The organism is Polyangium jinanense (genome assembly GCF_028435265.1).
GTDB lineage: Bacteria > Myxococcota_A > Polyangia > Polyangiales > Polyangiaceae > Polyangium > Polyangium jinanense.
In genome coordinates this window covers 118,900-142,274 of the sequence record NZ_JAGTJK010000006.1, presented here as the reverse complement: position 1 = coordinate 142,274, position 23,375 = coordinate 118,900, and the positions used below count along the sequence as shown (strand labels likewise).

At 67.0% G+C, this 23,375-nt stretch carries 21 protein-coding genes; 14 read left to right on the top strand and 7 right to left on the bottom strand.

What is annotated here, in order from left to right:
- The 4 genes from KEG38_RS15565 to KEG38_RS15550 form a co-directional block, all read right to left on the bottom strand.
- Complete coding sequence (locus KEG38_RS15565; RefSeq protein ID WP_272420241.1) at positions 1–921, bottom strand: metallophosphoesterase family protein; 921 nt, start codon at positions 919–921, stop codon at positions 1–3.
- A 21-nt stretch (positions 922–942) separates the two neighbouring features.
- On the bottom strand, positions 943–1,872 hold the full coding sequence (locus KEG38_RS15560; RefSeq protein ID WP_272420240.1) for an SMI1/KNR4 family protein: 930 nt from the start codon (positions 1,870–1,872) through the stop codon (positions 943–945).
- Positions 1,873–2,079: 207 nt separating this feature from the next.
- On the bottom strand, positions 2,080–2,964 hold the full coding sequence (locus tag KEG38_RS15555) for an oxidoreductase (RefSeq protein WP_272420239.1): 885 nt from the start codon (positions 2,962–2,964) through the stop codon (positions 2,080–2,082).
- A 467-nt stretch (positions 2,965–3,431) separates the two neighbouring features.
- A complete protein-coding gene (locus tag KEG38_RS15550) occupies positions 3,432–4,205 on the bottom strand; it encodes a hypothetical protein (protein WP_272420238.1) in 774 nt (257 codons plus the stop codon).
- A gap of 129 nt (positions 4,206–4,334) precedes the next feature.
- Between KEG38_RS15550 and KEG38_RS15545 the strand changes: the two genes are divergently transcribed.
- Both KEG38_RS15545 and KEG38_RS15540 read left to right on the top strand, forming a co-directional pair.
- Positions 4,335–6,458: an alkaline phosphatase D family protein gene (locus KEG38_RS15545; protein ID WP_272420237.1), complete on the top strand. Its 2,124-nt coding sequence runs from the start codon at positions 4,335–4,337 to the stop codon at positions 6,456–6,458.
- Positions 6,458–8,401 (top strand): hypothetical protein, encoded by a 1,944-nt coding sequence (locus KEG38_RS15540; protein WP_272420236.1) that lies wholly within the window; start codon positions 6,458–6,460, stop codon positions 8,399–8,401. The genes KEG38_RS15545 and KEG38_RS15540 overlap by 1 nt, the downstream gene beginning before the upstream one ends.
- A gap of 12 nt (positions 8,402–8,413) precedes the next feature.
- On the opposite strand, the gene KEG38_RS15535 is transcribed toward KEG38_RS15540, so the two are convergent.
- Positions 8,414–8,782 carry a nuclear transport factor 2 family protein gene (locus KEG38_RS15535; RefSeq protein ID WP_272420235.1) on the bottom strand — a complete coding sequence of 123 codons (369 nt, stop codon included), beginning with the start codon at positions 8,780–8,782 and terminating at the stop codon, positions 8,414–8,416.
- Positions 8,783–8,870: 88 nt separating this feature from the next.
- Here KEG38_RS15535 and KEG38_RS15530 point away from each other — a divergent pair, with 88 nt between their 5' ends.
- Genes KEG38_RS15530 through KEG38_RS15510 form a run of 5 tightly spaced genes read left to right on the top strand, consistent with a single transcriptional unit; the run spans position 8,871 to position 13,139 of the window.
- Positions 8,871–9,470: a HutD/Ves family protein gene (locus KEG38_RS15530; protein WP_272420234.1), complete on the top strand. Its 600-nt coding sequence runs from the start codon at positions 8,871–8,873 to the stop codon at positions 9,468–9,470.
- Between the two features lie 40 nt (positions 9,471–9,510).
- Positions 9,511–10,479: a polysaccharide lyase gene (locus KEG38_RS15525; RefSeq protein WP_272420233.1), complete on the top strand. Its 969-nt coding sequence runs from the start codon at positions 9,511–9,513 to the stop codon at positions 10,477–10,479.
- A 41-nt stretch (positions 10,480–10,520) separates the two neighbouring features.
- Positions 10,521–11,198, top strand: a complete 678-nt coding sequence (locus tag KEG38_RS15520; RefSeq protein ID WP_272420232.1) for a DUF969 domain-containing protein — start codon at positions 10,521–10,523, stop codon at positions 11,196–11,198.
- Positions 11,195–12,145 carry a DUF979 domain-containing protein gene (locus KEG38_RS15515; RefSeq protein WP_272420231.1) on the top strand — a complete coding sequence of 317 codons (951 nt, stop codon included), beginning with the start codon at positions 11,195–11,197 and terminating at the stop codon, positions 12,143–12,145. Before KEG38_RS15520 ends, KEG38_RS15515 begins: the two co-directional genes overlap by 4 nt.
- Positions 12,123–13,139 (top strand): DUF2891 domain-containing protein, encoded by a 1,017-nt coding sequence (locus KEG38_RS15510; RefSeq protein ID WP_272420230.1) that lies wholly within the window; start codon positions 12,123–12,125, stop codon positions 13,137–13,139. Before KEG38_RS15515 ends, KEG38_RS15510 begins: the two co-directional genes overlap by 23 nt.
- A 54-nt stretch (positions 13,140–13,193) precedes the next feature.
- Here the strand turns inward: KEG38_RS15510 and KEG38_RS15505 are convergent, their stop codons facing one another.
- Together KEG38_RS15505 and KEG38_RS15500 are read right to left on the bottom strand one after the other, a co-directional pair.
- On the bottom strand, positions 13,194–14,840 hold the full coding sequence (locus tag KEG38_RS15505) for a S8 family serine peptidase (protein WP_272420229.1): 1,647 nt from the start codon (positions 14,838–14,840) through the stop codon (positions 13,194–13,196).
- A 241-nt stretch (positions 14,841–15,081) separates the two neighbouring features.
- Positions 15,082–16,668, bottom strand: coding sequence for an NHL repeat-containing protein (locus KEG38_RS15500; RefSeq protein WP_272420228.1), 1,587 nt, complete (start codon positions 16,666–16,668; stop codon positions 15,082–15,084).
- Between the two features lie 229 nt (positions 16,669–16,897).
- On the opposite strand from KEG38_RS15500, the gene KEG38_RS15495 reads away from it, so the two are divergent.
- The 7 genes from KEG38_RS15495 to KEG38_RS15465 all read left to right on the top strand — a co-directional run bounded on the left by KEG38_RS15495 (position 16,898) and on the right by KEG38_RS15465 (position 23,368).
- Complete coding sequence (locus KEG38_RS15495; RefSeq protein ID WP_272420227.1) at positions 16,898–17,284, top strand: hypothetical protein; 387 nt, start codon at positions 16,898–16,900, stop codon at positions 17,282–17,284.
- 65 nt (positions 17,285–17,349) lie between these two features.
- The gene (locus tag KEG38_RS15490; protein WP_272420226.1) at positions 17,350–18,780 is read left to right on the top strand and encodes a lipase family protein; all 1,431 of its coding nucleotides are present in this window, start codon (positions 17,350–17,352) and stop codon (positions 18,778–18,780) included.
- 316 nt (positions 18,781–19,096) lie between these two features.
- Positions 19,097–19,990, top strand: a complete 894-nt coding sequence (locus KEG38_RS15485) for a response regulator (protein ID WP_272420225.1) — start codon at positions 19,097–19,099, stop codon at positions 19,988–19,990.
- 114 nt (positions 19,991–20,104) lie between these two features.
- Entirely contained in the window at positions 20,105–20,854 is a 750-nt protein-coding gene (locus KEG38_RS15480; RefSeq protein WP_272420224.1) for an ATP-binding response regulator, read from the top strand.
- Entirely contained in the window at positions 20,851–21,447 is a 597-nt protein-coding gene (locus tag KEG38_RS15475; RefSeq protein WP_272420223.1) for a chemotaxis protein CheW, read from the top strand. The genes KEG38_RS15480 and KEG38_RS15475 overlap by 4 nt, the downstream gene beginning before the upstream one ends.
- Positions 21,444–22,832, top strand: a complete 1,389-nt coding sequence (locus KEG38_RS15470; RefSeq protein ID WP_272420222.1) for a CheR family methyltransferase — start codon at positions 21,444–21,446, stop codon at positions 22,830–22,832. Before KEG38_RS15475 ends, KEG38_RS15470 begins: the two co-directional genes overlap by 4 nt.
- Positions 22,829–23,368 (top strand): chemotaxis protein CheW, encoded by a 540-nt coding sequence (locus KEG38_RS15465; protein ID WP_272420221.1) that lies wholly within the window; start codon positions 22,829–22,831, stop codon positions 23,366–23,368. Before KEG38_RS15470 ends, KEG38_RS15465 begins: the two co-directional genes overlap by 4 nt.
- Positions 23,369–23,375 lie beyond the last annotated feature (7 nt).

Sequence of the window (23,375 nt, the reverse complement as noted above, 5' to 3'; positions counted from 1 at the left end):
TCAGAGGTATCGATAGGTGCTCTTGGTGTACTCCTTGAGCCAGGGTGCGTCCAGGAACGACATGCCGAGCGCGCGGGACCCTTGCCACTGCAGGATGCCGATGCACCCCGGGTTCAATCGGTGCGGGCGCCAGAAGCTCACCGCGTTCATGTGGTAGCTCCTGGTTGCCGTGGAGAAGGAGATCTCCCGTCCCTCTTCGTGGTAGTGCCCGCAGAAGTGATACGCCGGCTGAAAGTTCACAATGAAATCTCGCACCGCAGGGGATCCGGCGCCTGCATACTTGGGGTGTATGCGGGCCGCCGCGTCCAGCGGCGGTTCATGCGACAAGAAGACGTCGAGCCTCTCCGTCAAGGCGAAGAGCCGCTTGATGTCTTGCCTGGTGTAGCACTCACCGCCGTCATTCTTGACCGGGTTGCCGGTCTCGTCCGCGATCCCTCCCAGGCCGGCGATTCGCAACGAATGACCGTCCTTCTCGTACGTGAACGGCACACCGCTCTTGAGGTAATGAATTTTCTCGAAGGCATCGACGGGCACCGGGCCGTGGTCCGTTCCCCCGAGCTCGCAGAGATAGGAAAAATCCTCATGATTGCCGCGGATGAAGATCATGTCCGCGTCGATCTTGCGGTGCTCCGCTGCCCCGGGGCCCAGCATCTCCTCGGCCTCGGGCTCTCCGTGAAAGTATGCGGTGAAGCCGAGCTCGTCCGGATCACTCTCCGCGAAGCGCTTGGTGGCCTTGTCCAATCGATAAGGCGGGGGAAAGGCGCCGAAATCGCCGACCTGCAAGATCAGATCGACCTCTTGCCCTTCCTCCTCTTGCCACCGCTTCAAGACGCGGTACGCCAGCGTGAGGTGACCGTGGGTGTCGCCCAAGATCGCGATGTTGAGGTGCTCCACCTCCATCTTGGTAAGGCAGATGCTCACATCTTGTCAACAAGAGGGAAGTCAGCTCTGTGCGGCGGTCCGGGCGCGCGCAAGGGCAATGTCGCGGATGGCGTTGTTGCCCATGCGAGCGCCGCCTTCCGCGACGATCTGCCACTGCGCAGCGGACAACGTGAGCCGATTCAGCATGGGGCGCAGAGTGCCTGCAATGAAGGCCGGAGACGCGCCCGCGGCGAAAAGCAACGAGACGGCCTCGGCGAACGCGGCCTTCGACTTCTGCTCTGCTCGCTCGAGGACCTCCTGCGCCGCGTCTTCTCTGTTTCGCGCGATGGCCTCGTCGAGGAGCTCTTTCGCGGACATCTTCGCCTTGCGCTTCCGCTCTTCCCGCTCTGCGCGAGCTCGCTCCTCTTCTCTGCGTTCGGCCTCACGGTCGCGAAGCTGAAGATAATAGTCGCCGAATCCTTCCTCCACGCGGTAGTCATCCGCGACGACACGCGACGCGTACTGCGTCGCCCAATCCACGAGCGAAGCCGCGTGCAGATGAAGGGGAGGCGAATCATCGTGGCGAATCTCGAACACGCGCCCGCTCACCGTGTTCACGGCGAGGCCATCGGAGTCGCGGCCGGCGAAGGGAACCCAGGCATCCGAGAAGAGCTCGGCATTCGTGAGCCCCGACTCCGGCACCGCCTGAGGCGTCTCGCGCAGGAACCCGAGCGCGCCCATGACGGAATCGCGTTCGCCGAGCGCTCGTTCGATCGAGTAGAGGTCGAAGGCTTCGACGAACCCGTTCATCTCCTCGTGTTGGCCGTCGTGCAGCGACCACAAGGCGCGAAGTGGAGCCCCCAGCGAAAACCCGAGCTCCGCCTCGGCCTCCGCCAGTTGTTCCGCGCTCGCCCCCGGCGCGAGGTTCTGGGCCAGGAGCTCCGCGTCATGCTTCGCCATCCATGATTTGATCTGCTCGAAAGCCTGGGCCAGCGACTCTTCCGGTTTCATGAGGTCAATGCGTACCAAAACTGCCCGCGCACGCGCAAGCAGATCACGAGAGGCGGCTCAAGGCTGCGGAGCACCGGCGAGCTTGCGGTAACGCGCGGGCGTCATGCCCTCCCACCCCTGGAACGCCCGCGCGAACGTAAAGCGCGACCGAGCGCCGCGAGGCGCTCGATCATCACGCCGGGGATGGGAACGAGCTCCGCCATTGCCTCATCGTCGCATGGCGAGGAGCATTTTGGCCACCTCCGTGTCGGCGAAGTCGCCGAGCCCGTCGGCGTCGGTCGAGGCGCTCAGCGATGCCCACTTCGCGTCCTCGGCCGCCTGCGTGGCGGCCGTGATCTTCGCGAGGAACATCGCGTCGGTCCCGAGCAAGAGGCGCAGCGGCGGCTCCGGCATCCCCGCCACCGTCACGATCGCTTGCGCGCCTTTGGCAGGATCGCCGCGCATGCCGTCTTGGCCCTGACGGAGGCGGCTGCGCACCGCGCCGACGGTCTGTTCGTAGTCGGGGTGGATCGGATCGATGCGCATCGACGAGCCGCCCCAGTCGGTGCGAAACCCCCCGGGCTCCACGATTGTCACGCGAATGCCGAGCGACCGGACCTCGGTATGGAGCACCTCGGAGAAGCCCTCGACGGCCCATTTGGCCGATTGATAGGAGCTGAGGCCGGGGGTGCCTTTGCGACCTCCGATCGACGAGATCTGGATGATGTGGCCGTCGCGCTGCTTTCGCAGGACGGGGAGCGCCGCGCGCGTCACGTTCACGAGGCCGAAAAAGTTGGTCTCGAACTGGGTTCGGAAGTCCTCATCGCTCACGTCCTCGATTGAGCAGACGTTCGCATACCCCGCATTGTTGACGACGACGTCGAGGCGCCCGAACGCGCCCACGGCGGCCTCGACCGCAGCGCGCGCCGCGCCCGGATCGGATACGTCGAGCGCGACCGCGCGTGCGTGCTCGGGATGCGCCTCGACGAGCGCGTGTAGCTGCTCGGGTTTGCGCGCCGTGGCGACGACGCGATGCCCTGCCGCGAGCGCAGCTTTCGTGATCTCCCAGCCGAGTCCACGCGAGCTTCCCGTGATGAGCCAAACCTTGGACATGCAATCGCCCTTTCCGGAGCCGACCTCGCGGCTCACCCGGACAGCATTGGCCCCTCGCGACCGAGGCGCCAATCGGATCGCGCCAAAGGTTCATCCGATCGCGCCAACTCGGCGCGCCCGTTCGGGTCATCGGACGCGGCATCCTGCTCGCATTGGTTTGCGGGGGAGTTTTGGAAGTTGATGCGCTGGCCTGGGAAGGCGTCATCCCCCTGATTATGTAACCTGGCAAGCCTAACGGCCTCCCGAACAGGATCACGACCCCTGCCGGAAGACCTCCCGGCCTCTCGATACGCCTCGTCCTACCAAACCGAGAGACCTCTCGGCTTCTCCGAACGACCTTGCGCCTCGATCCCGCAGATCCGGAGGCTTCGGGGCACGCCTCGTTCCCTCGAGCCCCGAGACTTCCCGGCCTCTCCGAGAGGCCCGAAGGCCCGTTCCTCGAGCCCGATCGGCCTCGTCCGACGCCCTCACGCCCCTTCTGGCGAGGCCGGCGGGGCTCCGTCGGCGTCGCCGCTGCTGCGCGGCCGCCTCTGCGTGGCCTCCCGGAAGGCATCGAGCGGCCGGAGGGCGGTCCGCGCCGCCGTGATCGTGGCCGGCTTGTCCCGCTCGATTGTAGCGAGCACCTTCGTCGCGTAATCGACGATCTCCTGCCCTATCGCCCGCACGTGCTCGCCGAGGTCCTCGGAAAGCGCCGCCTCGCGCTGCAGCACCCCCGCGACCATCTTCCCATAGGCCACGTGCTGCGTCCGCACGTTCTCGAGGAACTCCTTGCCGGCGATCCGATCGAGATCGACGGCGAACCCCTCCCCGTCGAGCCGCCGCAGCACCGAGTCGGCGATGGCATATTGCTCGGGATACGACTCCGTGAGGAACGAGAGCCCCGCCTCGCCGAACAAACTCGCGAGGATCTCCCCCGCGCGTTTCGCGTCCGGATACGTCTCCGCGGGGAGCAACGTATACGCCTGGAGCCTGCCGCGCAGTGCGCCCCATGAATTGTCGCCGGCCCTGTCGACGGGCCGCGAATCCTCCTCGCCCCCCTTCCCGAGCGCCTTTCTGCGCATCGTATAAGCGACCTGCGCCGCCTCCGCGACCTCCGTGAGCCGCTTCTGCGCCTTCTTGACGGACGCCGGCATGCTCTTCGGGCAGCTCTCGGCGAGCACGCGGCAAAGCGTGATGCCCCCTTCGAGGGTCATGACGGGGGCGCGGGTGTACTGAGCGGGATCGGGCGGGGTGGGGGACATGGGCGGGAGCATACCATGCAGGATGATAGAGGGAAAGAGGGAAACGAGTTTACCGGTGTGGGCAAGATTTCTCTTGAAGAACGATACGGGCCTGTGAGACCATGCCGGTTTATCGTAAGGGAGTTTTTTATGGATCCATCGAAACGAGCCCGCGCGTGGGGCAGGCGCTCGGGGATGAAGGCGATGCTCATCGCGGCTGGGCTGGTCAGCGCTTGCGGTGGCAGCCAGCCTTCGACGCCCAAGGACGCCGTTACCCTCGAGGGAATGTACCGACTGCAATGGAACGAGATGCCCAAGCAGGGGGAGGATCTGAATCGGGAGCTCTTCCAGCTCGCGTTCCCGACCCCGACGAGCGTCGCGGCGTGGCACCTTTACCCGAAGGGCGCCGATCCCGCGTGGTTTCAGGACGTGTATACCATCTGGCTGAAGACCAAGACGGGCCCCACGCTCGTGGAAGTCACGCCGTCCCGTACCAAAGGTCCTCACAACACGGAGCGAATCGAGTTTCGAGGTCTGAGGCCCGAGACCGAATACGAGATCCGGAAGAACGGCGTCGTCGTGCTCACGGCAAGGACGAGGCCCGAGGATACCACCGCGACGGAGAAGCTGAGCTTCCTCGCGTTCAGTTGCAACAACCCGTATGCCGTTTCTTTCAAGGGTGCTTCGGCGGTGGGGAGCCCGGAGTGGATGCAGCAGATGCGGATCAAGCAGAACTCCCTCCGGCTGCTGGCAGCCCGCGCCAACGGCCTCCTGCGGATCAAGGGCTTCGAGCGGCCGGACTTCGCGCTGGGCCTCGGAGACCAGATCTACGTGGATGGCGACAACAAAATGGGCGATGCGACGGCGATCTTCCAGGGGGATCGGTCGGTGCCGGCGTTCTCGGCGGCCGAATCGTACGGTGACCTGCTCGACGTGATCTATCGCGCGCACTTCGCCATGACGCCGTTTGACCGGGCGCTCCAGGGGGTGCCGGCGGCGTTGATCTGGGACGATCACGAGCTCCAAGACGGCTGGGGTACGAAGGACAACGAGCTGCCGCCTGGATTCAAGGGTTACTTCGAGAGTGCCCTCGACGCGTTCCGCGGCTTTCAGGATCTGCGCAATCCGTCGCCGCACGGCCCCCATCGACGCGGGGAAGCGACCATGGACGTGGAATTCACGTGGGGGAAGGGCGTCCGCGTCCTGATGCTCGACACGCGCTCGGCTGAGCTGCCCGTCAAATATGGCAAAGACAGGAGCGCGTACGGGTTATGGCAGAAGCAACTCCGCAAGGTGGAGGACTGGCTCCGGAGCGCCTCCGTGGACGCCCCCACGCTCTTCGTCCTCGGTCTCGCCACGCCCCTCACGGTCGCGTCCGGGGTGAGCGCAGATCAGGAGGCCTTCGCGGAAACAGCGGGATGCGGCGACGACCGCGTTCTTTCGAACCCGGAGCAGTGCGACGATCTCCACGATCTGTGGGCGTACAAGAAGGCCGCGCGGAGCGACCTGCTCCAACGGCTCACCCAGCATTTCGTGCCGAACCGGAAGCACCGCCTGCTTATCCTGAGCGGAGACGTGCATTACTCCGCCGTCCATTACCTCTCCACGGGAGAGGAATCATGCTGGCACAAGGGGAAAGGCGCATGCGGACAGGGGCCCCTGCCGGGTGATTTCTCGAGCTGGAAGCAGGAGCAGGCGTGCCGCAACCCCCCGCAAGGCTTCTCCTCCGTCCCCGAGGACGGCAAGGAGGACATCCTCTGGGGCTGGGAGGTGATCTCGTCGGGCCTCACGAACGACGCGCTGACGGTGCATGAGTCTGCAATCAAGAGCCTCGTGAAGCGTGACCTGATCCAGGTAGGCGACCCTCGTGCCGAGAACGGGGACTCGCTCGTGTCGGTGTGGCCGCGCGGCGGGATCTACGGCTCGCCGAGCTTCGCCGAGGTCCAGGTCAACAAGACGGGCGAGATGTTCGATGTCGGCGTCGTGTTTTATCCATCCGCGGACGAGGACCGATTGATCAACGACGCGCTGATGCTCGAGCGCCCGTGCCACGAGTGGGAGACAAGCGACTATAAGTTTTACGAAGGCTCTCAGCGCAAAGGCGAGGTCGCGGACGGGTGTCCCCAAGCAAAGAAGATCACGAGGGTCCCGCTCGATTGGAACTGCATTCCCGACGTAAACGTGAGCTGGACTGGCAGCAGCTACAACTGGGTGAAAGGATGCTCGGACATCCTCGGGCGCAAGCCTCCGAACGACAGCCAAAGGAGTCAATGATGATCTCGACGAGATGGAGCGGCAAACTGGGCTGGGGCCTTTCGGCTGTACTTTCGGCGGCGGCGCTGACGGGGTGCGGTCACACCGCGCTGAAGGTGCCGAGCAGCAGCGGTCTGCCGAAGGACTGCGAGGTCGGCATGCAAATGGTGTATGGCGACAGCCTCGCGGTGAGTGGCGAGCAGATGCCGACGGACGAGAGAGGCGTGCGGCAGAGCCCGCTCGCGAGCTCGAAGACGAAGGGGTCGGTCTACCTCGCGTCCCACCCGGTGTGCATGAAGATGGGCGGGAAGCTGCTCCCCCAGAGCACGATCACGCTCGAAATGGATGACGCGCGGTACGATCATTACCGGCTTTGCGGGGGTAACGTGGAGGAGCCCAAGTGGCCAGGGTCCAAGCTGTCCTGCGCCTGGAACGGTAACTTCCGTGATACACATCCGGCCGACTTCATCCTCTTCGCCGCGGATGGCAAGACCCTCGCCCAGCATCTGCGCGGCGTGCGCGCCTTTCGGAACGGCGAGCTCGCCTTCCGCTGGGTCGGCGGCCCGGACCTCGAGGAGACGACGATCAGCGGAAAGTACGTGCTGGTCGTCCCGGGGAAACAACTCAAGGCGAGCTTCATGCCGCACCTCACCCAGATCGACCTCCGCCTCGTCGGCTTTGGATCCGAGGTCGAGACGTCGTTCCTCACGGAGGAGGTGGCGCGCGTCGATAACAAGATCAAGGATCAGATTGGCCGGGCCTGGCGAGGCGCCATTTCGTCACGTGTCTTCGAGGACGCGAGGATCGCGGAGTATCTCTCCAGCCTGCAGACCCGATCCCAGGCGATCCAGTGCCGAGCGCGCGCCCTCCTGCAGCCCGACAGCACGGACGAGACCTGCCCGGGCACGAAGACCGCCGAGCTCCAGGCACGCGAAGACCTCACCACTTTTTACAAGCAGCTCAAGGAGACAGCGGCGGGGGACATCGAGGACGCCCGGAAGACGGCTGAGAAGAGCGTGCAGCAGCAGCTCGACGCCATCGGGCTCGAAGGCGAGCAGGCGCTCGTCGAGTTTTACGAGACGGTCAAGCTCTACTGGAGTGGCAATGGCGCGGGGCAAGACGGCTGGCTCCGTATCTACAACGAGGCCATCGCCAAGGAGAAGGCCGCCACACTCGCTCGCTCGCCGTCGATGAGTGAGTTCGCGGCCGCCGCCAAGAGCTACGGGATCACGATTCCGGACGAGCTCGAGGATAAACACAAACCCACGGGCGCTGCGTTCCTTGCCTGGTTCAAGCTCCGGCAGAGCGGTGACCAGCTTGGCGACATCCTGAAGCACGGGGATGCCATCATGAGGGAGGCGCTGGCAATGACGCACGAGACCTCGGACCTCATGGCGAAGATCCGCGCGGACGTCCAGAAGGTCGCGAAGGACGACGAGGCGCGGGCGCAGCTCTTCCAGGACGTCTTCGACGCGCTCGATCCCGCGGATCCCTTCGTCCAGTACGAGGACAACCCGCCTCAAGCCAAGGGGGAGAGCATCCTGTCGATGCGCTACAGCGACAAGCAACAGTTCTACGCGCTCGCGCCCTGGTATGCCGTGTCCATGCGCGTCTCGGGGGACGTCAGCGTCCAGTTCAACGAGAGCGTGCTCATTCCGGTCATCGACGTCGTCGGCTCGCGGTGGCAGTTTTCGCGCAGCCGGTTCGGCGATTTCCGTCTCGCCCTAGGCGTTGCCAACCTATTCGAAGACGTGCCCGAGGACGAGCGCAACACCACGGACGACAAGACCCGATACCGCGTCGTCCCGCAGTTGTCGATCAGCGCTGGCACGGTGCGGCTGGGCCTCGGGTATGCATTCGGTCAACAGACCGGGATGGACAAGAACCCGTTCGATCCCTTCCGTGTCTTTCTCGGCGCCGACCTGGTGAAGCTCATCTCCGGTCGAAACGCCGAAGTGTTCTGAGCGCGCCCGTGATCAATCGCGTTCGGTGAGGTGACTGCGGTCGTACGGCGGCTCCCCTGGATCGCCGAACATCTCGGTGGCCTCGACAATCTGGCCATTGCGCACGCGGTAGAAGCCGCTTGCGTAAAACACGTCCTTTCCGAGGACGATGGTCACCCTCGCCGCGGCGCGTTCGCCCTCGGCGAGCACTTCCTCCACGGTGATGTGCCAGTCTCCGGGGTAGGTCCGGTTCACCTCGACGAACGTATCGGCGCCGCGGATCCGCTCTCGCGTCTGCGGCCACGTCACGACCACATCGTCGGCGACGAGGCGCCGCACGGCGCCCCAGTTTCTCGCTTCCATGCCTTCCCAGACCGATCGAACGACGAGCGCTGCGTCCATGGTGCCAGGCTGTTCGCCCAAGTCCGCCGCGTCGTCAAGGGCGTTTCGGACATGGTCGACGGAGCTTCCCTCGTGTATCCTTCGTCTCGTGCAGATTCGCCACCTCCGGCCGTCCGATTACCGCGTCATGCCCTGGAAGAATGGTCTCGGCACCACGACCGAGATTGCCGTCGACCCGCCTGGGGCTGGGCTCGACGATTTCGCCTGGCGATTGAGCATCGCCGATCTCGCGGCCTCGGGGCCGTTCTCCACGTTTCCGGGTATCGAGCGGATCATCCTCCAGACCGAGGGAGAGCCAATGGAGCTCGTGCACGAGGGGCGAGGCGGGCGGCGGCTCGCGCTCCTCTCGCCTTATCGCTTCGATGGCGCGTGGCCCACGCACGGCGAGCTCGGAGGGACGCCCGCGCGCGATTTCAACATCATGGCGCGCCGGTCTCGTTTCCGCCCGAGCGCCGCGGTTCATTCGCTCGCCCGCGGCTCCAGGGTCCGCCTCTGCCTGGCGGCGGAGACGCAGATCGTTCACGCATTCCGCGGGACGGTCGCGATTCGTGTCGACGGGTCCGATACGGCCGCCGATCTCCTCGGGGCGGAGACGTTGATCGTGGAGGGCCAAGTGGAGATCGAGGTCGCCGCGGACGTGGAGGAGGCGGTGGTGTTCGTCGTGGCGCTCGACGGATCCCATCGTTGAAGCGCTTGACAGGCCAACCGTATTTCATTCCCATCCTTCCATGGCACACCGGATCGCGGCCCTCGCTCTCGTTCTCGTCACGGCGTCATTTGTCGCATGCACGGAAAATAGTCCCTCCTCGCCCACGGGCGGTGCTGGAAACGGAGGCGCAGGCGCAGACGGAACCGGAGGCGCGGGCGCGAGCGGAGGCGCAGGCGGTACCGGCGGCACGGGTGGAACCGGGGGCGCCGGTGGAGATGCAGGGGCAGGCGGAGCGAGCCCGGGGAACGAGCTCGTGCATGCAGATTTCCAGCAGCGCGCGCCCGGGGATTACAGCGAGGACATGGTCGCGGGCGATTTCCTCGGGGCGCCGAGCTGGAACAATGGGCTCGACGAGGGGCGCGCAAGCATCGTCGATGAAGCGGGGAATCGATTCCTGCGGGTGACGTACCCGGCGGGCGAGGTTGGCCCGGACAATGGCGGTGTGCAGTTCGAGGTGCCGCTCGGGCAGACGTACCAGGAGCTTTACCTCGCCTATCGCGTGCGGTTCGGCGCTGATTTTGCCTTCGTGAAGGGCGGCAAGCTCCCCGGGCTCGTCGGCGGTTCAGCTCCCACGGGCTGCGTCGAGGACACGACCGGCTTCTCGGCACGGATGATGTGGCGCACCGGGGGCGCGGCGGTCCAGTACATGTATTTCCCCGAGAAGATCAATAGCTGCGGCGACGATTACGATTACATGTCAGGCGGGAGCGCGGTTCATTTCGAGCCGGGGACCTGGCACACGGTCGAGCATCGGCTTTTGATGAACACGCCCGGCGAGCACGATGGCGTCCTCCAGGCCTGGTTCGATGGGCAGTCGGTCCTCGACGAGCAGGCGTTTCTCTTCCGGCTCGCAGACGCGACCTACGGCATCGACACACTGTACTTCTCGACCTTCTTCGGCGGCAGCGACGCGAGCTGGGCGCCGCCCTCCGCGCAAACCGTCGACTACGACGATTTCATCATCTCCACGGGCCCCATCACGCACTGAGCGGCCTCGGTTTTTTTCGACAATACAAAAGGGGAGGGCACGTGCTGTCGCTGATCGGGATCGCCGTGGTGGTCTTGGGCTTCATGGCCCGTCTCAACCCGCTCTTGGTGGTGACGGCGGCGGCCCTTGTGACCGGGCTGGCCGGCGGGATGGGGCCCGTCGAGGTCGTGGCGACCTTTGGCAAGGCCTTTCAAGAGAACCGATACGTGAGCGTGGTCTGGGTCGTGCTGCCCGTGATCGGGCTGCTCGAGCGCGCCGGATTGCAGGAGCGGGCCAAGACCCTGATCGGCGCCATCCGCGCGGCCACCGCCGGCCGGCTGCTGCTGCTTTATTTCGTTTTACGTCAAATCACCGCGGCGCTCGGTCTGACCTCGCTCGGCGGGCACGCCCAGATGGTGCGACCGCTCATCGCCCCCATGGCCGAGGCGGCCGCCGAGACGCACCACGGACCGCTCCCCGAGGCAGCACGCGAGACCGTGCGAGCGCACGCCGCCGCGGCCGATAACATCGCGCTGTTCTTCGGGGAGGACATCTTCATCGCGATCGCCTCGATCCTCCTGATCAAGGGCTTCCTCGCGCAGAACGGGATTCTCGTCGAACCGCTCCAGCTCTCGGTCTGGGCCATTCCCACGGCGATCTGCGCCTTGCTGATCCATGGAGCGCAGATGATGTTGTTCGACCGGCACCTGGCCCGCATGATCGCCGAGGGGCCGCGATGATCGGGCTCGGGGTCCTTTACGCCATCGCGGGCATCTTTTTCGTCGTCATCGCGGTGCTGAGCGCGCGCGACGAAAAGAACCCGAAGCGCTGGAGGAACACCACGTTCTGGGGGCTGTTCGCGGTGAGCTTTCTGTTCGGCTCGTACCTGCCGGACGTGGTCAACGGCCTCGTTGTCCTTGCCATGGTGCTCACGGCGGGCATTGGCGGACTGGGGCGCGGCGCGCCGGCCACGAGCGGCCCCGAGGAGCGACGCGCGAGCGCGGCCCGCCTCGGCAACAAGCTCTTTCTGCCGGCGCTCGCGATTCCCACCACGGCGCTCCTCGGCACGTTCCTGTTCAAGCGGCCCGAGCTCGCGGGGCTCGTCGATCCCAAGCAGGCGACCCTGGTCTCGCTGATCCTGGGCGTGTTCGTCGCGTTGGCCATTGCGATGCCGATGCTCGGGGCGAGGCCGAAGGTCCCGATGCAGGAGGGGCGCCGGCTGCTCGACACGGTCGGCTGGGCCGCCATTCTGCCGCAGATGCTCGCCGCGCTCGGCGCGGTCTTCGCGGCGGCCGGGGTCGGGACCGCCATCGGGAAGATCGCGTCGATGTGGCTGCCTGCCGGGAGCCAGCTCGCCGCGGTGGCGGCTTATACTCTCGGCATGGCCCTCTTCACCATGATCATGGGGAACGCCTTCGCCGCGTTTCCGGTGATGACCGCTGGGGTCGGCTTGCCGCTGATCGTCCAGCATTTCGGCGGAAATCCTGCGATCATGGGCGCCGTGGGCATGTTGTCGGGCTTCTGCGGGACCCTGATGACCCCCATGGCCGCGAATTTCAACATCGTGCCTGCTGCGCTCCTCGAGCTCTCCGACCGAAATGGAGTCATCAAGGCGCAGGTCCCCACGGCCCTCCTTCTCCTCCTCGCCAACACAGTCCTGATGTATGTCCTCGTTTTCCGCTTCTGAGCTCACCCCGGAGCTGGCCACGAAATTCGCGCGGCTCGCGCTGGGCCACGTCACCCGGCCCTACCCGTACAAGCTCGACCACGTGATGGCCGGCGACGAGGATGTCCTGCCGCCGCGGGTCTTGCATCCGATTTTCCACGGCAGCTTCGATTGGCATTCGTGCGTTCACGGCTACTGGCTGCTCGCGCGCCTCATGCGGCGATTCCCGGGAATGGCCCCGGCGGCCGAGATTCGTGTTCTGTTCGAGCGCATGCTGTCTCCGGAGAACGTCGCTGGAGAGCTTGCTTATCTCGCCCGCCCGGAGAGCAAGGGCTTCGAGCGGCCTTATGGCTGGGCGTGGCTGCTCATGCTGGGCGCAGAGCTCGAATGCCACGAAGGGGCCTCTTATCGCGAGGTCCTGCGCCCCCTGGCGCGCGCCTTCGCCCAGCGGTTCAAGGCCTTCCTGCCGAAGGCGACCTATCCGATCCGCACCGGCACGCATTTCAACACGGCATTCGCCCTGGCGCTCGCCTCCGAGTATGCGGAGGCCGTGAACGATCACGAATTGGCCCGACTGATCGAGGCCACTGCCAGGGGATGGTACCTCGCCGACGCAGCCGCCCCGGCCTGGGAGCCCAGCGGCGACGATTTCCTCTCCCCCACGCTGATCGAAGCCGAATGCCTGCGCCGCCTGCTTCCGGCGGCCGAGTTTCGCCCATGGTTCGCGCGTTTCCTGCCGCGAGCGGCCGACCGAATGCCTGAATGCCTCTTCAAGCCGGCCATCGTGAGCGACCGCAGCGATGGCAAAATCGCTCACCTCGACGGGCTCAATCTGAGCCGGGCCTGGTGCTTCCGTTCGATTGCGGGGTCGCTCCCGGCGGACGACCCCGTGCGCTCCGTCGCGCTTTCGGCCGCCGACGAACACCTCGCCGCGGGGCTCGCTCACGTGGCCGGCGATTACATGGGCGAGCACTGGCTGGCAACGTTCGCCCTGCTCGCACTGGAAGCAGGGTAAGTAGAACGTCCCGAGCGCCCTGGATCGTCGGTTCCAGGGCGCTCGCAGCATGGCTCATTTGCAGATCAGCTTGCCATTCTGGCAGGTGCCCGAGCAGCAGTCCGCGTCGGCCGCGCAGCTCTCGCCGGCCGCCTTGCAGACGTCGACGCTGTCGCTGCCGACCGTGCCGCTGATGCCCAGGAGGGCGCTGAGCGCGGCCTTGGCCTGCACGAGGCCATATCCGAACGACGAATCGCGTCCGGCCGCGCCGAGGTCCTGCGCCGAAGCGTTGATCGCATTGCGGATCTCGGCGTTCGTCGCCGTCGGCTTCTGGCTCCAGAGGAGCGCGGCGGCGCCCGAGACGTGCGGCGTCGCCATCGACGTTCCATTCCACCACTCGTAGCCCGTGCCCGGCACGAGCCGGGCCGTGTTCAGCGAGGCGCTCGTGCCGAGGGAATTCGTGACGAGCTTTTGCCCGTCCTCCATTCGCAGCGTGAGGGCCGGGAGCACGCTCGTGACGCCCGTGCCGAGCGAGCCCGAGAAGAAGCCGGAGACGTTGTTGTAGACGACCACGCCGACGCCGCCGCCTTGACGCACGTTGTCGACCTTGGCGGCGAGGTCGTTCCCGCCGCGCTTGCAAAGGACGATCTTGTTTTCCCACGCGCCGATCGTGTCGCACAGGCCGCCGTTCACGAGCACGCCCGAGACGGTCATTTGCGCCGCGCCCCCGACGAGCCCGCCCGATTCGACGTTCGAGCCCGCCGTGACGCTCGGCGTCGCCCAGGGAACGGTCGAGAGCACGCTCACGCCCGGCGCGGCGATCTCGACGTCGGCATTGCGCTGCGAGAAGCTGGCGAGCGCCTTGGTACTGTCCACCGCCGCCACCGACATGACCGAGGCATATCCGGCCGGATAGGACGTCGACGTGTTGCCCCCGTTGCCCGCGGCCGCGATCGGGAGAATGCCCGCGTCATAAGCATTCTGGAAGGCGATGTCCTCGAGGAAGCTCCTCACCGAACCCCCGAGGCTCATGCTGACGACCTTCGCCCCGGCGGCCCTGCACTTGCTGAGCGCGTTGATGAGGGTCGATGCGTATGCCCAGGAGCAGTTGTTCCCGAAGACCCGCACGATATAAAGGGATACGTTGCCCGGGGCGACGCCGACGACGCCCTGCGTGTTGTTCACCGCGGCGATCGTGCCCGCGACGTGCGTGCCGTGGCCACAGCCGTCCATGTTCCACGGCAGGTTGCCATCGTAGCCCGCGACGGGGACACCCTTGAGATCGGCATGCTCGGTGTAGAGGCCCGAATCGATGATGCAGACCTTCGTGTCGCTTCCACTCAGGTTCGCCAGGGCCGGATCCGATGCCTGCACCATCGAGATGCCATAGGGCGGCCATTGCGTGAAGAGCTCGCGCCTGGGGTCGACCTCGACGTACTCGACGTTCGGGTTCTTGGCGAGGGCTTGAACGGCCGCGTCGGGCAGCGTGACGGCGATGGCGCCGTGGTCGGGGAGCTCGAGCTCGAGCTGACCTGCCGTCGCCGCGAGCACCTCGCCTCGCTTCGAATAATCCCTGAGCTTGAGAATGTACCGGCCATCCGGGGAGAGGGCCGCCGGGGCGGTCCCCACGTCTTCCGCGCCCTCGTCCACGCCGGTGGTACACGCCGCCAGACCGAACGAAACGAGCACGAAAACGAATACACGTCCAAGCCTGTTCGTCATACCGGTCCTTTCGGGATGGACGATGCCCGACGTCCTGATCGCTCCACGATCGACGATACGGTCGTCCAGTCGAAGCTGCCCGCGAGGCGCGTGGACTTTGCTCCGCGAATGGGGTCTCGGCAATGGTTCGTCTTCGAGATAGCCCCTCGGGACCCCCATTCAAATGCGGTAAGGGGGCCGAAGGATGGGAATGTGGCGTAGAACGATCGGGGACGGCGGATCTACGGGCTCAGGTGGGCGATCAATGCACGGGACCGCGCGTGACGAGCGCATACTCGTGCTCGCCCCAGATCGTCTTGCCGCCGCCATGCACCTCTTCGCGCACGTCCATGTGTTCCAGGAGCAATCGGAGCGTGCCGCGCGCGTCCACGGACGCGGCCCATACGGTGTCGTCGCCCGCGTGGCCGAAGCGCGTTGCCCAGCGTGGTTCGCCGCCTTCCCCGAAGCTCGCGACGAAACCATCCGGCGGCGGCGTGCGGCCATAAGGCTTCTCCATGACATAAGCCTCGCTCTCGAGCACATGATCGCCGAAGCGCATCGGGCCGGTGAAAGCCCCGGTCGCAATCAGCCGGCCGCGCCCGTCGCTGCCGAGGTGGGTCACGTGATCGCGTCCCGGTCCACCGAAGCGCTGCGCCCAGCGCTCGACGCCGGGCGGGGCGAGCCGCAGCACGATTGCGTCCTCCGAGGATTCCCCGAGCGGCGGCTGATTCTGACCGGCCAAGCGCACCGGTCCTCGGACCCTGCCCCCGACCACGACGTCGCCCCCGGCCAAGGGTGTGATTGCATCGAGATCCATATCGACGGGCTCGCCGTGCCAGCTCCAGCGGTATTCACCCTGCGTCGATAACGCGAGGACGACGGCGCCCACGGGACGCTGTTCCCCCTGGTGCCTGGCGGAAGCGGCGACGACCTCGCCCGTCGCCGTCAGCGCAATGCTGGTCATGCGCGCGCCGGCTCCTCCGCAGGCGCGCACCCACGCGAGCGAGCCGTCCGGTCGAAAGCGTGCAAGGAAGCCGGTGCCCTCGGGCTCGTCGAATGCGCCGTCGCCGGTTGCGATTCGCCCTTGAAAGCCGCCGGCGACGTAGGCATCGCCGGCCGGGTCGACGGCGACCGCGTCGAGCGAGGCGCCGAGTGATGCCGAAACGACACGCGACCAAAGCACGCGCCCATGGCTCGCGATCTTGGCAATGAAGGCGCTCGGCGCGTCGCCCACCGGACCGAGCCAAGCGACCTCCGCGGCATCACCCGCGGGGCGCCGCGCGACCCCCACCGCGATTGCATTGCCTTCCGGATCGAATGCCACGGCGCGGGCAGATGCGCCGCGAGCATAGAGGCGAAAGACGCGGGGGCCGTGGGCATCGAAGCGCGAAAGGAAATCGGCGTCCGAGCCGGCGACGAGCGCGTCGCCTTCGTCCGTGACGGCGAGGCCCCAGGCACCGCTCGGGTTGATTCGCGACGCGACGACGGTCGACCCTATCGACGCGCGGTCGGCAAAACGAGCCGTGGCCGCCATCCAGAACTGGTCCGGCATGAGCTCGCAGGGGCCGGTGCCCGAGCACGCGCCGGCCCAGCCCACGAACGTCGAATGCTCGTCGGGGATGGCCTTCAGCCGAAGCGCGACTCCTTTGCCCCAGTGGTCGAGGCATTCGACCCCGCAGCCTTCCGGCAGCTCTTCGACGACGACACGGCCGCTGCCGAGCCCGGACATTTCGACGCGCGGCTGCCAGACCTGCGGCTCGGGCCCGAACAGGAGCGCGCGCGAAGAGCAACCACCGAGCGCAGTGGCCAGCGCGGCGACGGTCGTGATCGCGCGTATTCGGTTCGTCATGGGAGTCGACCTCGTGGGCCATGTTACCGCGTCGTGGCGTATGGCTCAAGCGACCTTCGCGATCGAGCGGTATCGGGGTGGAGCCGGCTCATCCTTCTGTACACCAAGGATCGGGGCTACGATTGCATCGAGAATACAAAGGTGCCGGAAAGCTCGAATTCGCGGGGTTCGATTCGGAAACGGGGCGGCGTCCTTGACATCGGGAGTCTGTTTGCTAGCCACCATAACCATGCGTCCTACGAACTTCGTCCGGCCGTTGTACCTGCTCGGGATCGTCGCAACCGTGCTGGCGGTCGATGGTCGTGCATTTGCGTGCTCGGGTCCGGGGGCGATGGAAGCGATCCTCCGCGCCGAACGGCTCGGCTGGATCCTGTGGGGCGTGACCTTGCTCGTGGCAGTGGGCTCGACCTTGGTTCCTCGGCTGCGCGCCGCGGGCTTTCGGAAGCAGTGGCCCTTGCTCCTGCTTTTGGTGCTTCATCCGGGCTGGTGGATGAGCGCTCGCTCCGGGGACTGCGGACGAACGCTTTTGGCAGGCTCGGTTCTCGTCGCGGCGCTGACGCCCCTCGTGGCCGGGGTCCTGTTTTGGCGATCGGGACGCGCGGCTCGCGCGGCTTGAGATCGAAAGGTCGCTCGCGCGCTGCCATTGCCGGCCCGCGGCGCAACGCGTAAGGTGCGCGGCCCATGAGGCACCTTTTCGCTCGCCGCGCTCGCGGCATTCTTTTTGGTAGCACCCTCGCCCTCGCCGCGTGCGGCGGTGAGGACACTCCCCCGCCCAGTGTCCCGGGTGCGCCGGAAACCCCGGCCCCCGAGATCGCGGGGACGCCCGAGACCGACGCCCTCGCCGACGCCCCGGCCCGCTGCGGGCAGCCCGATCACGCTTGGAAGAGGGATCTCGCGCTCGGCGAGATCACCACGCACAGGCCGACGGCAACGTACCCCAAGGGCCTGCTCGACGCGCTCGCGGGCGAGGTGCTCGGAGACCTGCCCGTCTCGTTGCAATACGACGTCGTGACCCACGTGTTCACGTACGTGACGCAGGATCGCGGCAAGCCCGTGGAGGCGACGGCGCTCGTCGCGTGGCCGACGACCGTGCCCGAGGGCGCAGAGGCGTTGCCGACGCTCATGGTCCTGCATGGCACCAGCGGTTTCACCGATGGCTGCGGTCCGAGCGCGGAGACGGATACTGCGGCGCTCGCGGCGGCGCTCGCGTCGATCGGCTACATCGTCGTGGCGCCCGATTACATCGGCCTCAAGAACGAGGAGCCGCCCACGGGCTTTTTGCATCCGTACCTGGTCGGTCAGGCGACGGCCATTGCGTCGCTCGACGCGGCCCGCGCGGTCCTGCGCCTGCCCGAGGAGATCCGCGAGGGCGGCGCACGACCCTCGACGCGGCTCGCCGTGGTGGGCGGATCCCAGGGCGGGCACGCGGCGCTCTGGGTGGATCGTCTCGCGCCTTATTATGCGCGCGAGTTCGACGTCGTCGGCATTGCGACCACGGTCCCGCCTGCGGACTTGATCGGCGAGGGCACGCTTGCGCTCACCACGAGGCGCAACTCGACCGACAACATGGTCGCCTTTTATGGCGCGAGCGCGGGCTGGTACGGCGCGGAGGGCAAGCTCGCGGAGGTGCTGCTCCCGCCGCTCGATCAGGACGTCGTGGAGGCCCTGGGCGCGGGGTGCGATCCGGGGGATTTCCTTGCGGGCAAGGAGATGCTTTCGTCGATCTTCCAGCCCGCGGTGCTCGACGCCGCCGCGTCGGGGACGCTGGATGAGCTCGCGCCATGGGGCTGCATGGCCGCCGAGAATGGTTTGACCACGACGAGCGTGTCGCGCATCCAGAAGGACGCGGAGAGTTATGGCATCCTGTTCGTCACGGGCGAGGCGGACACGCTGGTCGATACGCCGACCGAACGCGCCGCGTTCGCGTCGCTGTGCGAGGCGGGGATGCCCATGCGTTACCTCGAGTGCGCCGGCGCCTCGCACACGAAGGCCACGACGTGGGCGTTGCCCGAGATCCTGACCTTCCTCGGGGATCGCGTAGCGGGCAAACCCTTCGAGAAATCCTGTTCCACGAGCGCCCCCGCGACCTGCGCGGGAACCCCGGCACCTTAAATCAAGGATTCCGCGTCCAGGAGGGACGCGGAATTTTTGGACGTAGGGCAGGGGAGGTGCGCCAGCCAGTCGCGCAACGCGGGGTCGGAAGCGGCATGGTCTCGCCGTTGACCACGCGTTGCGCGAAGCGGTGGCAGGATCGTCATCATATTGACGTTACTCGCCGTGCCGAACCATCGGATGGGTCGGGAAGGTTCGTTTTTACGACCAGAAGTGGCGATTACGATTGACGCCGGGTCGTGGATTCTGTTACCCAAAAGATGGGGAGAAACTTTTGAATCATCGTAACACACCCCTTCAAGCTTCTCGGCGGGGGATGCTTCCTTCCGGCAGGAGAAAAGTCCTCATCATCGATGATGACGACGACTTCGGCCGGAACGCGGCATCTGCGCTCGAAGGTGCGGGTTTCATCGCGCGTTTCAACCACGGGCCGCAGGGGAGCTTGCAGGCGATCCGGGAGACGTCTTGCGATGTGGTGTTGCTCGACGTGAATATGCCGCAACTCGACGGCCCACGTCTGGTGCGAATGATCCGGGAGACCTCGAGCGCGCCGCGCGTACGCGTGATCCTGTGCAGCAACATGCACAAGGGTCTCTTGCAGAAGCTCGCGGATCGGCTCGGCGCCGACGGTGCCATCCAGAAGCCCGAGGACACGCAGGAGCTCGCCTCCGCTCTCGAAGCGGCGCTCCTCGCCGAGCCGGCGAGCCGCGTGCGCGTGATCGCGACAGGGCTCCTTTCGGACGCCCTTCGAGAGACGCCCGCACGGTCAAGCGGCGCCGAGGGGCCTCCTTCCACGAGGAGGGGGTCGGACCCGGAGACGGGCAGCCTCGACATCGTCATCGAGTCGCCGGACCTCGTGGTGCTCAAGGCGCGGGGCGCTGTCACGAACGACATTGGCAAGGCCGCGCTCTCGCGGATGGAGGCGTGGGCCCGTCCGCGCCCCTATTACCTCATCCTTTTCGATATGTCCGAGACCGTCGACCTCGACGCGGCGGCGCGGGACCAGATGAGCGCCTGGGCGAGGCGCGTGCCGCCCCACGCGATGGCCGTGTTTGGTGCGGACTTCCATATTCAGGTGGTCCTCGAAATGGTCCAACGTGCGGTGTCGAAGCTCACCGGCAGGCCTTTGCATCGAAATTTCTCGCGGGACGAGGCCGCGGCGAGGGCGTGGCTCGACAAGATGCGGCCGAGTCTCGGCACAGGGAGCTAAAAGCTTCGCGCCGCCGCTCGGCCGCTTCGCCCGGGGCGCGTCCGGCGGCGGGTCGACACGTCACCCGCGTAGAAAGACAGAGCATACGAAATGGCCCCCGAGCAAGAGCTCCTCATGAGCGATTTCCTTGAGGAATCCGAGCTGCTCATCGACTCGATGGTGCAGTCGCGTGATTCCCTGCGGGCCTGCCCCTCAAATCCATCCGCATTGCGTGGGCTCTCCCGCGACGCCCACACGCTGCGGGGCATTCTCTTGATGGTCGATCTGCCGGCGCTCCGGGACCTCGCGTGCCGGCTGGAGGAGGCCGTCGGTACGCTGCGACGGGAGGCGGGCCGAAGCCCCGACGATGCGCTGCGGCTCGTCGACGAGGCGGTGAAGGCGCTCGCGGAGCTCAAGCGGGGCGCCGCAAAGGGAAGAAGCCACGCCCCGGCGCGAGCCGAAATGCGGGGGCACGAAGCCGTCCCCATGGCGCGGTCGCGGACGGTCCTCATCGTGGACGATAGCCGCACGGTGCTGCGCGTCGCGCAGCGCGCGCTCGAGGAAGCGGGTTTCCGCGCGCTCACGGCGAACACGCCGGCGGCCGCCGTCGAGGCGATTTCCAGGGAGCAGCCGGCGTTGATCCTGCTCGACCTGTCCATCGCGGAGCAGGACGCAGGCGTGTTGCTCGGACGGCTCTCCCGGGATGGAGTTTTCCACCGGACGCCTGTCGTTCTTTTTTCCAACCAGCCAGACACCTTGCTCCGCGCGACGGCGAAGCGCCTCGGCGCCGCGGGGCATCTGCGCAAGACGGGCGACGCGCGCGCGATCGTCGCGGCCGTCTCCGCGCAGCTCGAAAGGCCGGCACGGACATCGGGGGGATCGTGAGCACGCGTCACGACATCGGGCGGGAAATCGCCGAGCTCAAGCGACGGCTCTACGAACTCGAGCGCACCACGTCGTCGCACGAAGCCGACGAGCCGCTGCCTCTCGCGGGCGAGATCCAGGCGGTCGTCTGTCGCGTCGAGGAGACGCGGGTCGCATTGCCGCTCGACGTGGTCGAGCGGGCGGTCCCCGCGGCCGCGATGGCGCCCTTGCCCGAAGCGCCTCCGTGGGTGCACGGGCTCTTGAACCTGCGAGGTCGGGCGCTGCCGGTGCTCGACGTGGCGGCCCGGATCGAACGCCGAGCGCGAGCGCTCGACCTCGACGATCACATCGTCATCTGCCGGCACGAAGGGAAGTGGATCGGCCTCGTCGTGCAGGAGGTGCTCGGCGTGCGCACACTCGCGCTGGGAGAGCGGACGAACGGCCCGGGAGGGAGCTTGCCGATCGCGCCCTACGTGCGGGCGACGCTCCGCGATCCGAAGGGGCTCGTGTTGCTCTTCAGCCTGAGCCGCCTGATCGCCACCTCGGACATCCCGCCGCTCGAAGAGCGTGCCGAGGCGGAAAACGCGGGGCACGAGGAGACGCCCGGGCGATGAGCGGCGAGGGGGGGCTCGACGCGCTGCTCGACGCGATCGCACGCGCGAGCGGCCTGTCACCACGCGACGACTGGGCGCAGCAGGCCTCGCGCGGGCTCGAGCACATCGCGGTTCGTCGCGGCACCACGGTCGAGGCGCTCTCGCGGGAGCCTTCGGCGTGGCCCTCGCTCATGCCCGAGCTTCTGGATCACCTCACGGTCCGGGAGACGTTTTTCTTTCGGCACCATGGCCATTTCGAGTTCCTGGTCGACACGCTTCATGCGCGGCTCACCGCCGATCCGCTCGCGAACCCGTGCGTGCTCTCGGCCGGCTGCGCGACCGGCGAGGAGCCGTATTCCATCGCCATCGCCATCCACGCGCGGCTCGGCGTGAACGCGCTCGCGCGGGTCCGCATCTTCGCGGCGGACATCAGCCCCGAGGCGATCCGCAGGGCGCGCGCCGCCGTCTACGGCGCGTGGGCGTTTCGCGAGGCGCCGGCCTGGCTCTCGGTCAGCTACTTCCAGCGCGGAGAGTCCGGCGCGGCGGTGGCGGACCTCGTGCGGCGAGCGGTGACCTTCGACGTGGGACACGTGGTGCACCACGCGGCGGCGTTGCCTGCGGGCTCGGTGGACGCCGTGTTTTTCCGCAACGTCGCCATCTACCTCAGCCCGAGCGTGATCGCCGACGCGTATCGCGAGTTTCACCGCGTGCTCAGGCCCGGAGGCCTGCTCATCGTGGCGCCCGCCGATCCTCGGCCGAACACGGCGTTTTTCGTCGAAGCTGGCCACGAGAGCACGAGCATCTACCGAGCGCGCGCCCCGGGGTTCGATCCCGACGTGCCCGTGCCGTCGAGCCGCCGAGGCCGCGCGCCTCGCTCCTCGCGTACCGCGCACCTCGCTTCGACGGCGCGACCCCCACACGCTGCGGCAGGACGGCCGGCGCGCGCGGTGGTTCGCGCAGCCCCGCCGCCGCGTGTGGCCCCGCCGCCCGCGCCCGCGCCGCCCGCGCCGCCGAATCGTGATGCGGAAGCGGAGGCCTTACGCCTCGCCGATCTGAGCCAGCCCGCCGCCGTGCTCACGGTCGTCAAGGCGCTGCTCGAACAGCCCACGACCGAGCCGATCGGATACATGATCCGGGCACAACTCTCGCTGGAGCGAGGTGAGCCCGAGACCGCCGTGGAGGACCTGCGGCGGACGCTGTTCATGCGGCCCGAGCATCGACTCGCGCGCTACTGGTACGTCATGGCTCTGCAGAGAGCCGGCCAGGTCGAGCAGGCCATCACGCAGGGGCGCGCGCTGGAAGCACTGCTCGCGAAATGCGCGGCCGACGCGCTGCTCGAGGACGGCGAGACCACGGCGGGGCAGCTCCTCGACGCCGTACGGTTCGTCAAGGAAGGGCTCACATGAAACCACGACAAGAAAGCGACGCGTCGCGCGAGGAGATCCTCAAGCGGCGCGCGGAGCGCCTGGCAGCGACGGCGAGCGACGATGGGCCTCGCAGGATCGCCGCCCGGGTCGCGCTCGTCGGCGCGGGCGCGCAGCGCCTCGGGATCCCGGTCGAGGTCTTGCGCGAGATCGTCCCGATGCCCGACATCACCGCGCTGCCAGGCCTTCCGCGCTGGCTGCTCGGGATCACGCACGTGCGCGGCGAGATCGTCGGCGTCGTCGATCTCTCCTCGATCCTCGGCGCGGGTGGAGAGCGCGCGAGCGCCATGGCCGTCGTGGAGGGCGCGGGGGGGCCGCTCGGGCTTTCGGTGGAGTCCGTGCTCGGCTTCCGGGACATCTACGAGGACGAGCTTTCGGCGCAGATGAAGGCCGATTCGCAGCGTCCCATCCAGGCCATGACCAAGGATCTCGTGGCGATCATCGACGTCGCGCGCCTTCCCGTCGCGCATGACGAGGGGGAACGCCCGCGCGCGGGGACGCGGGCGATCACGGATTGAGGAAAGA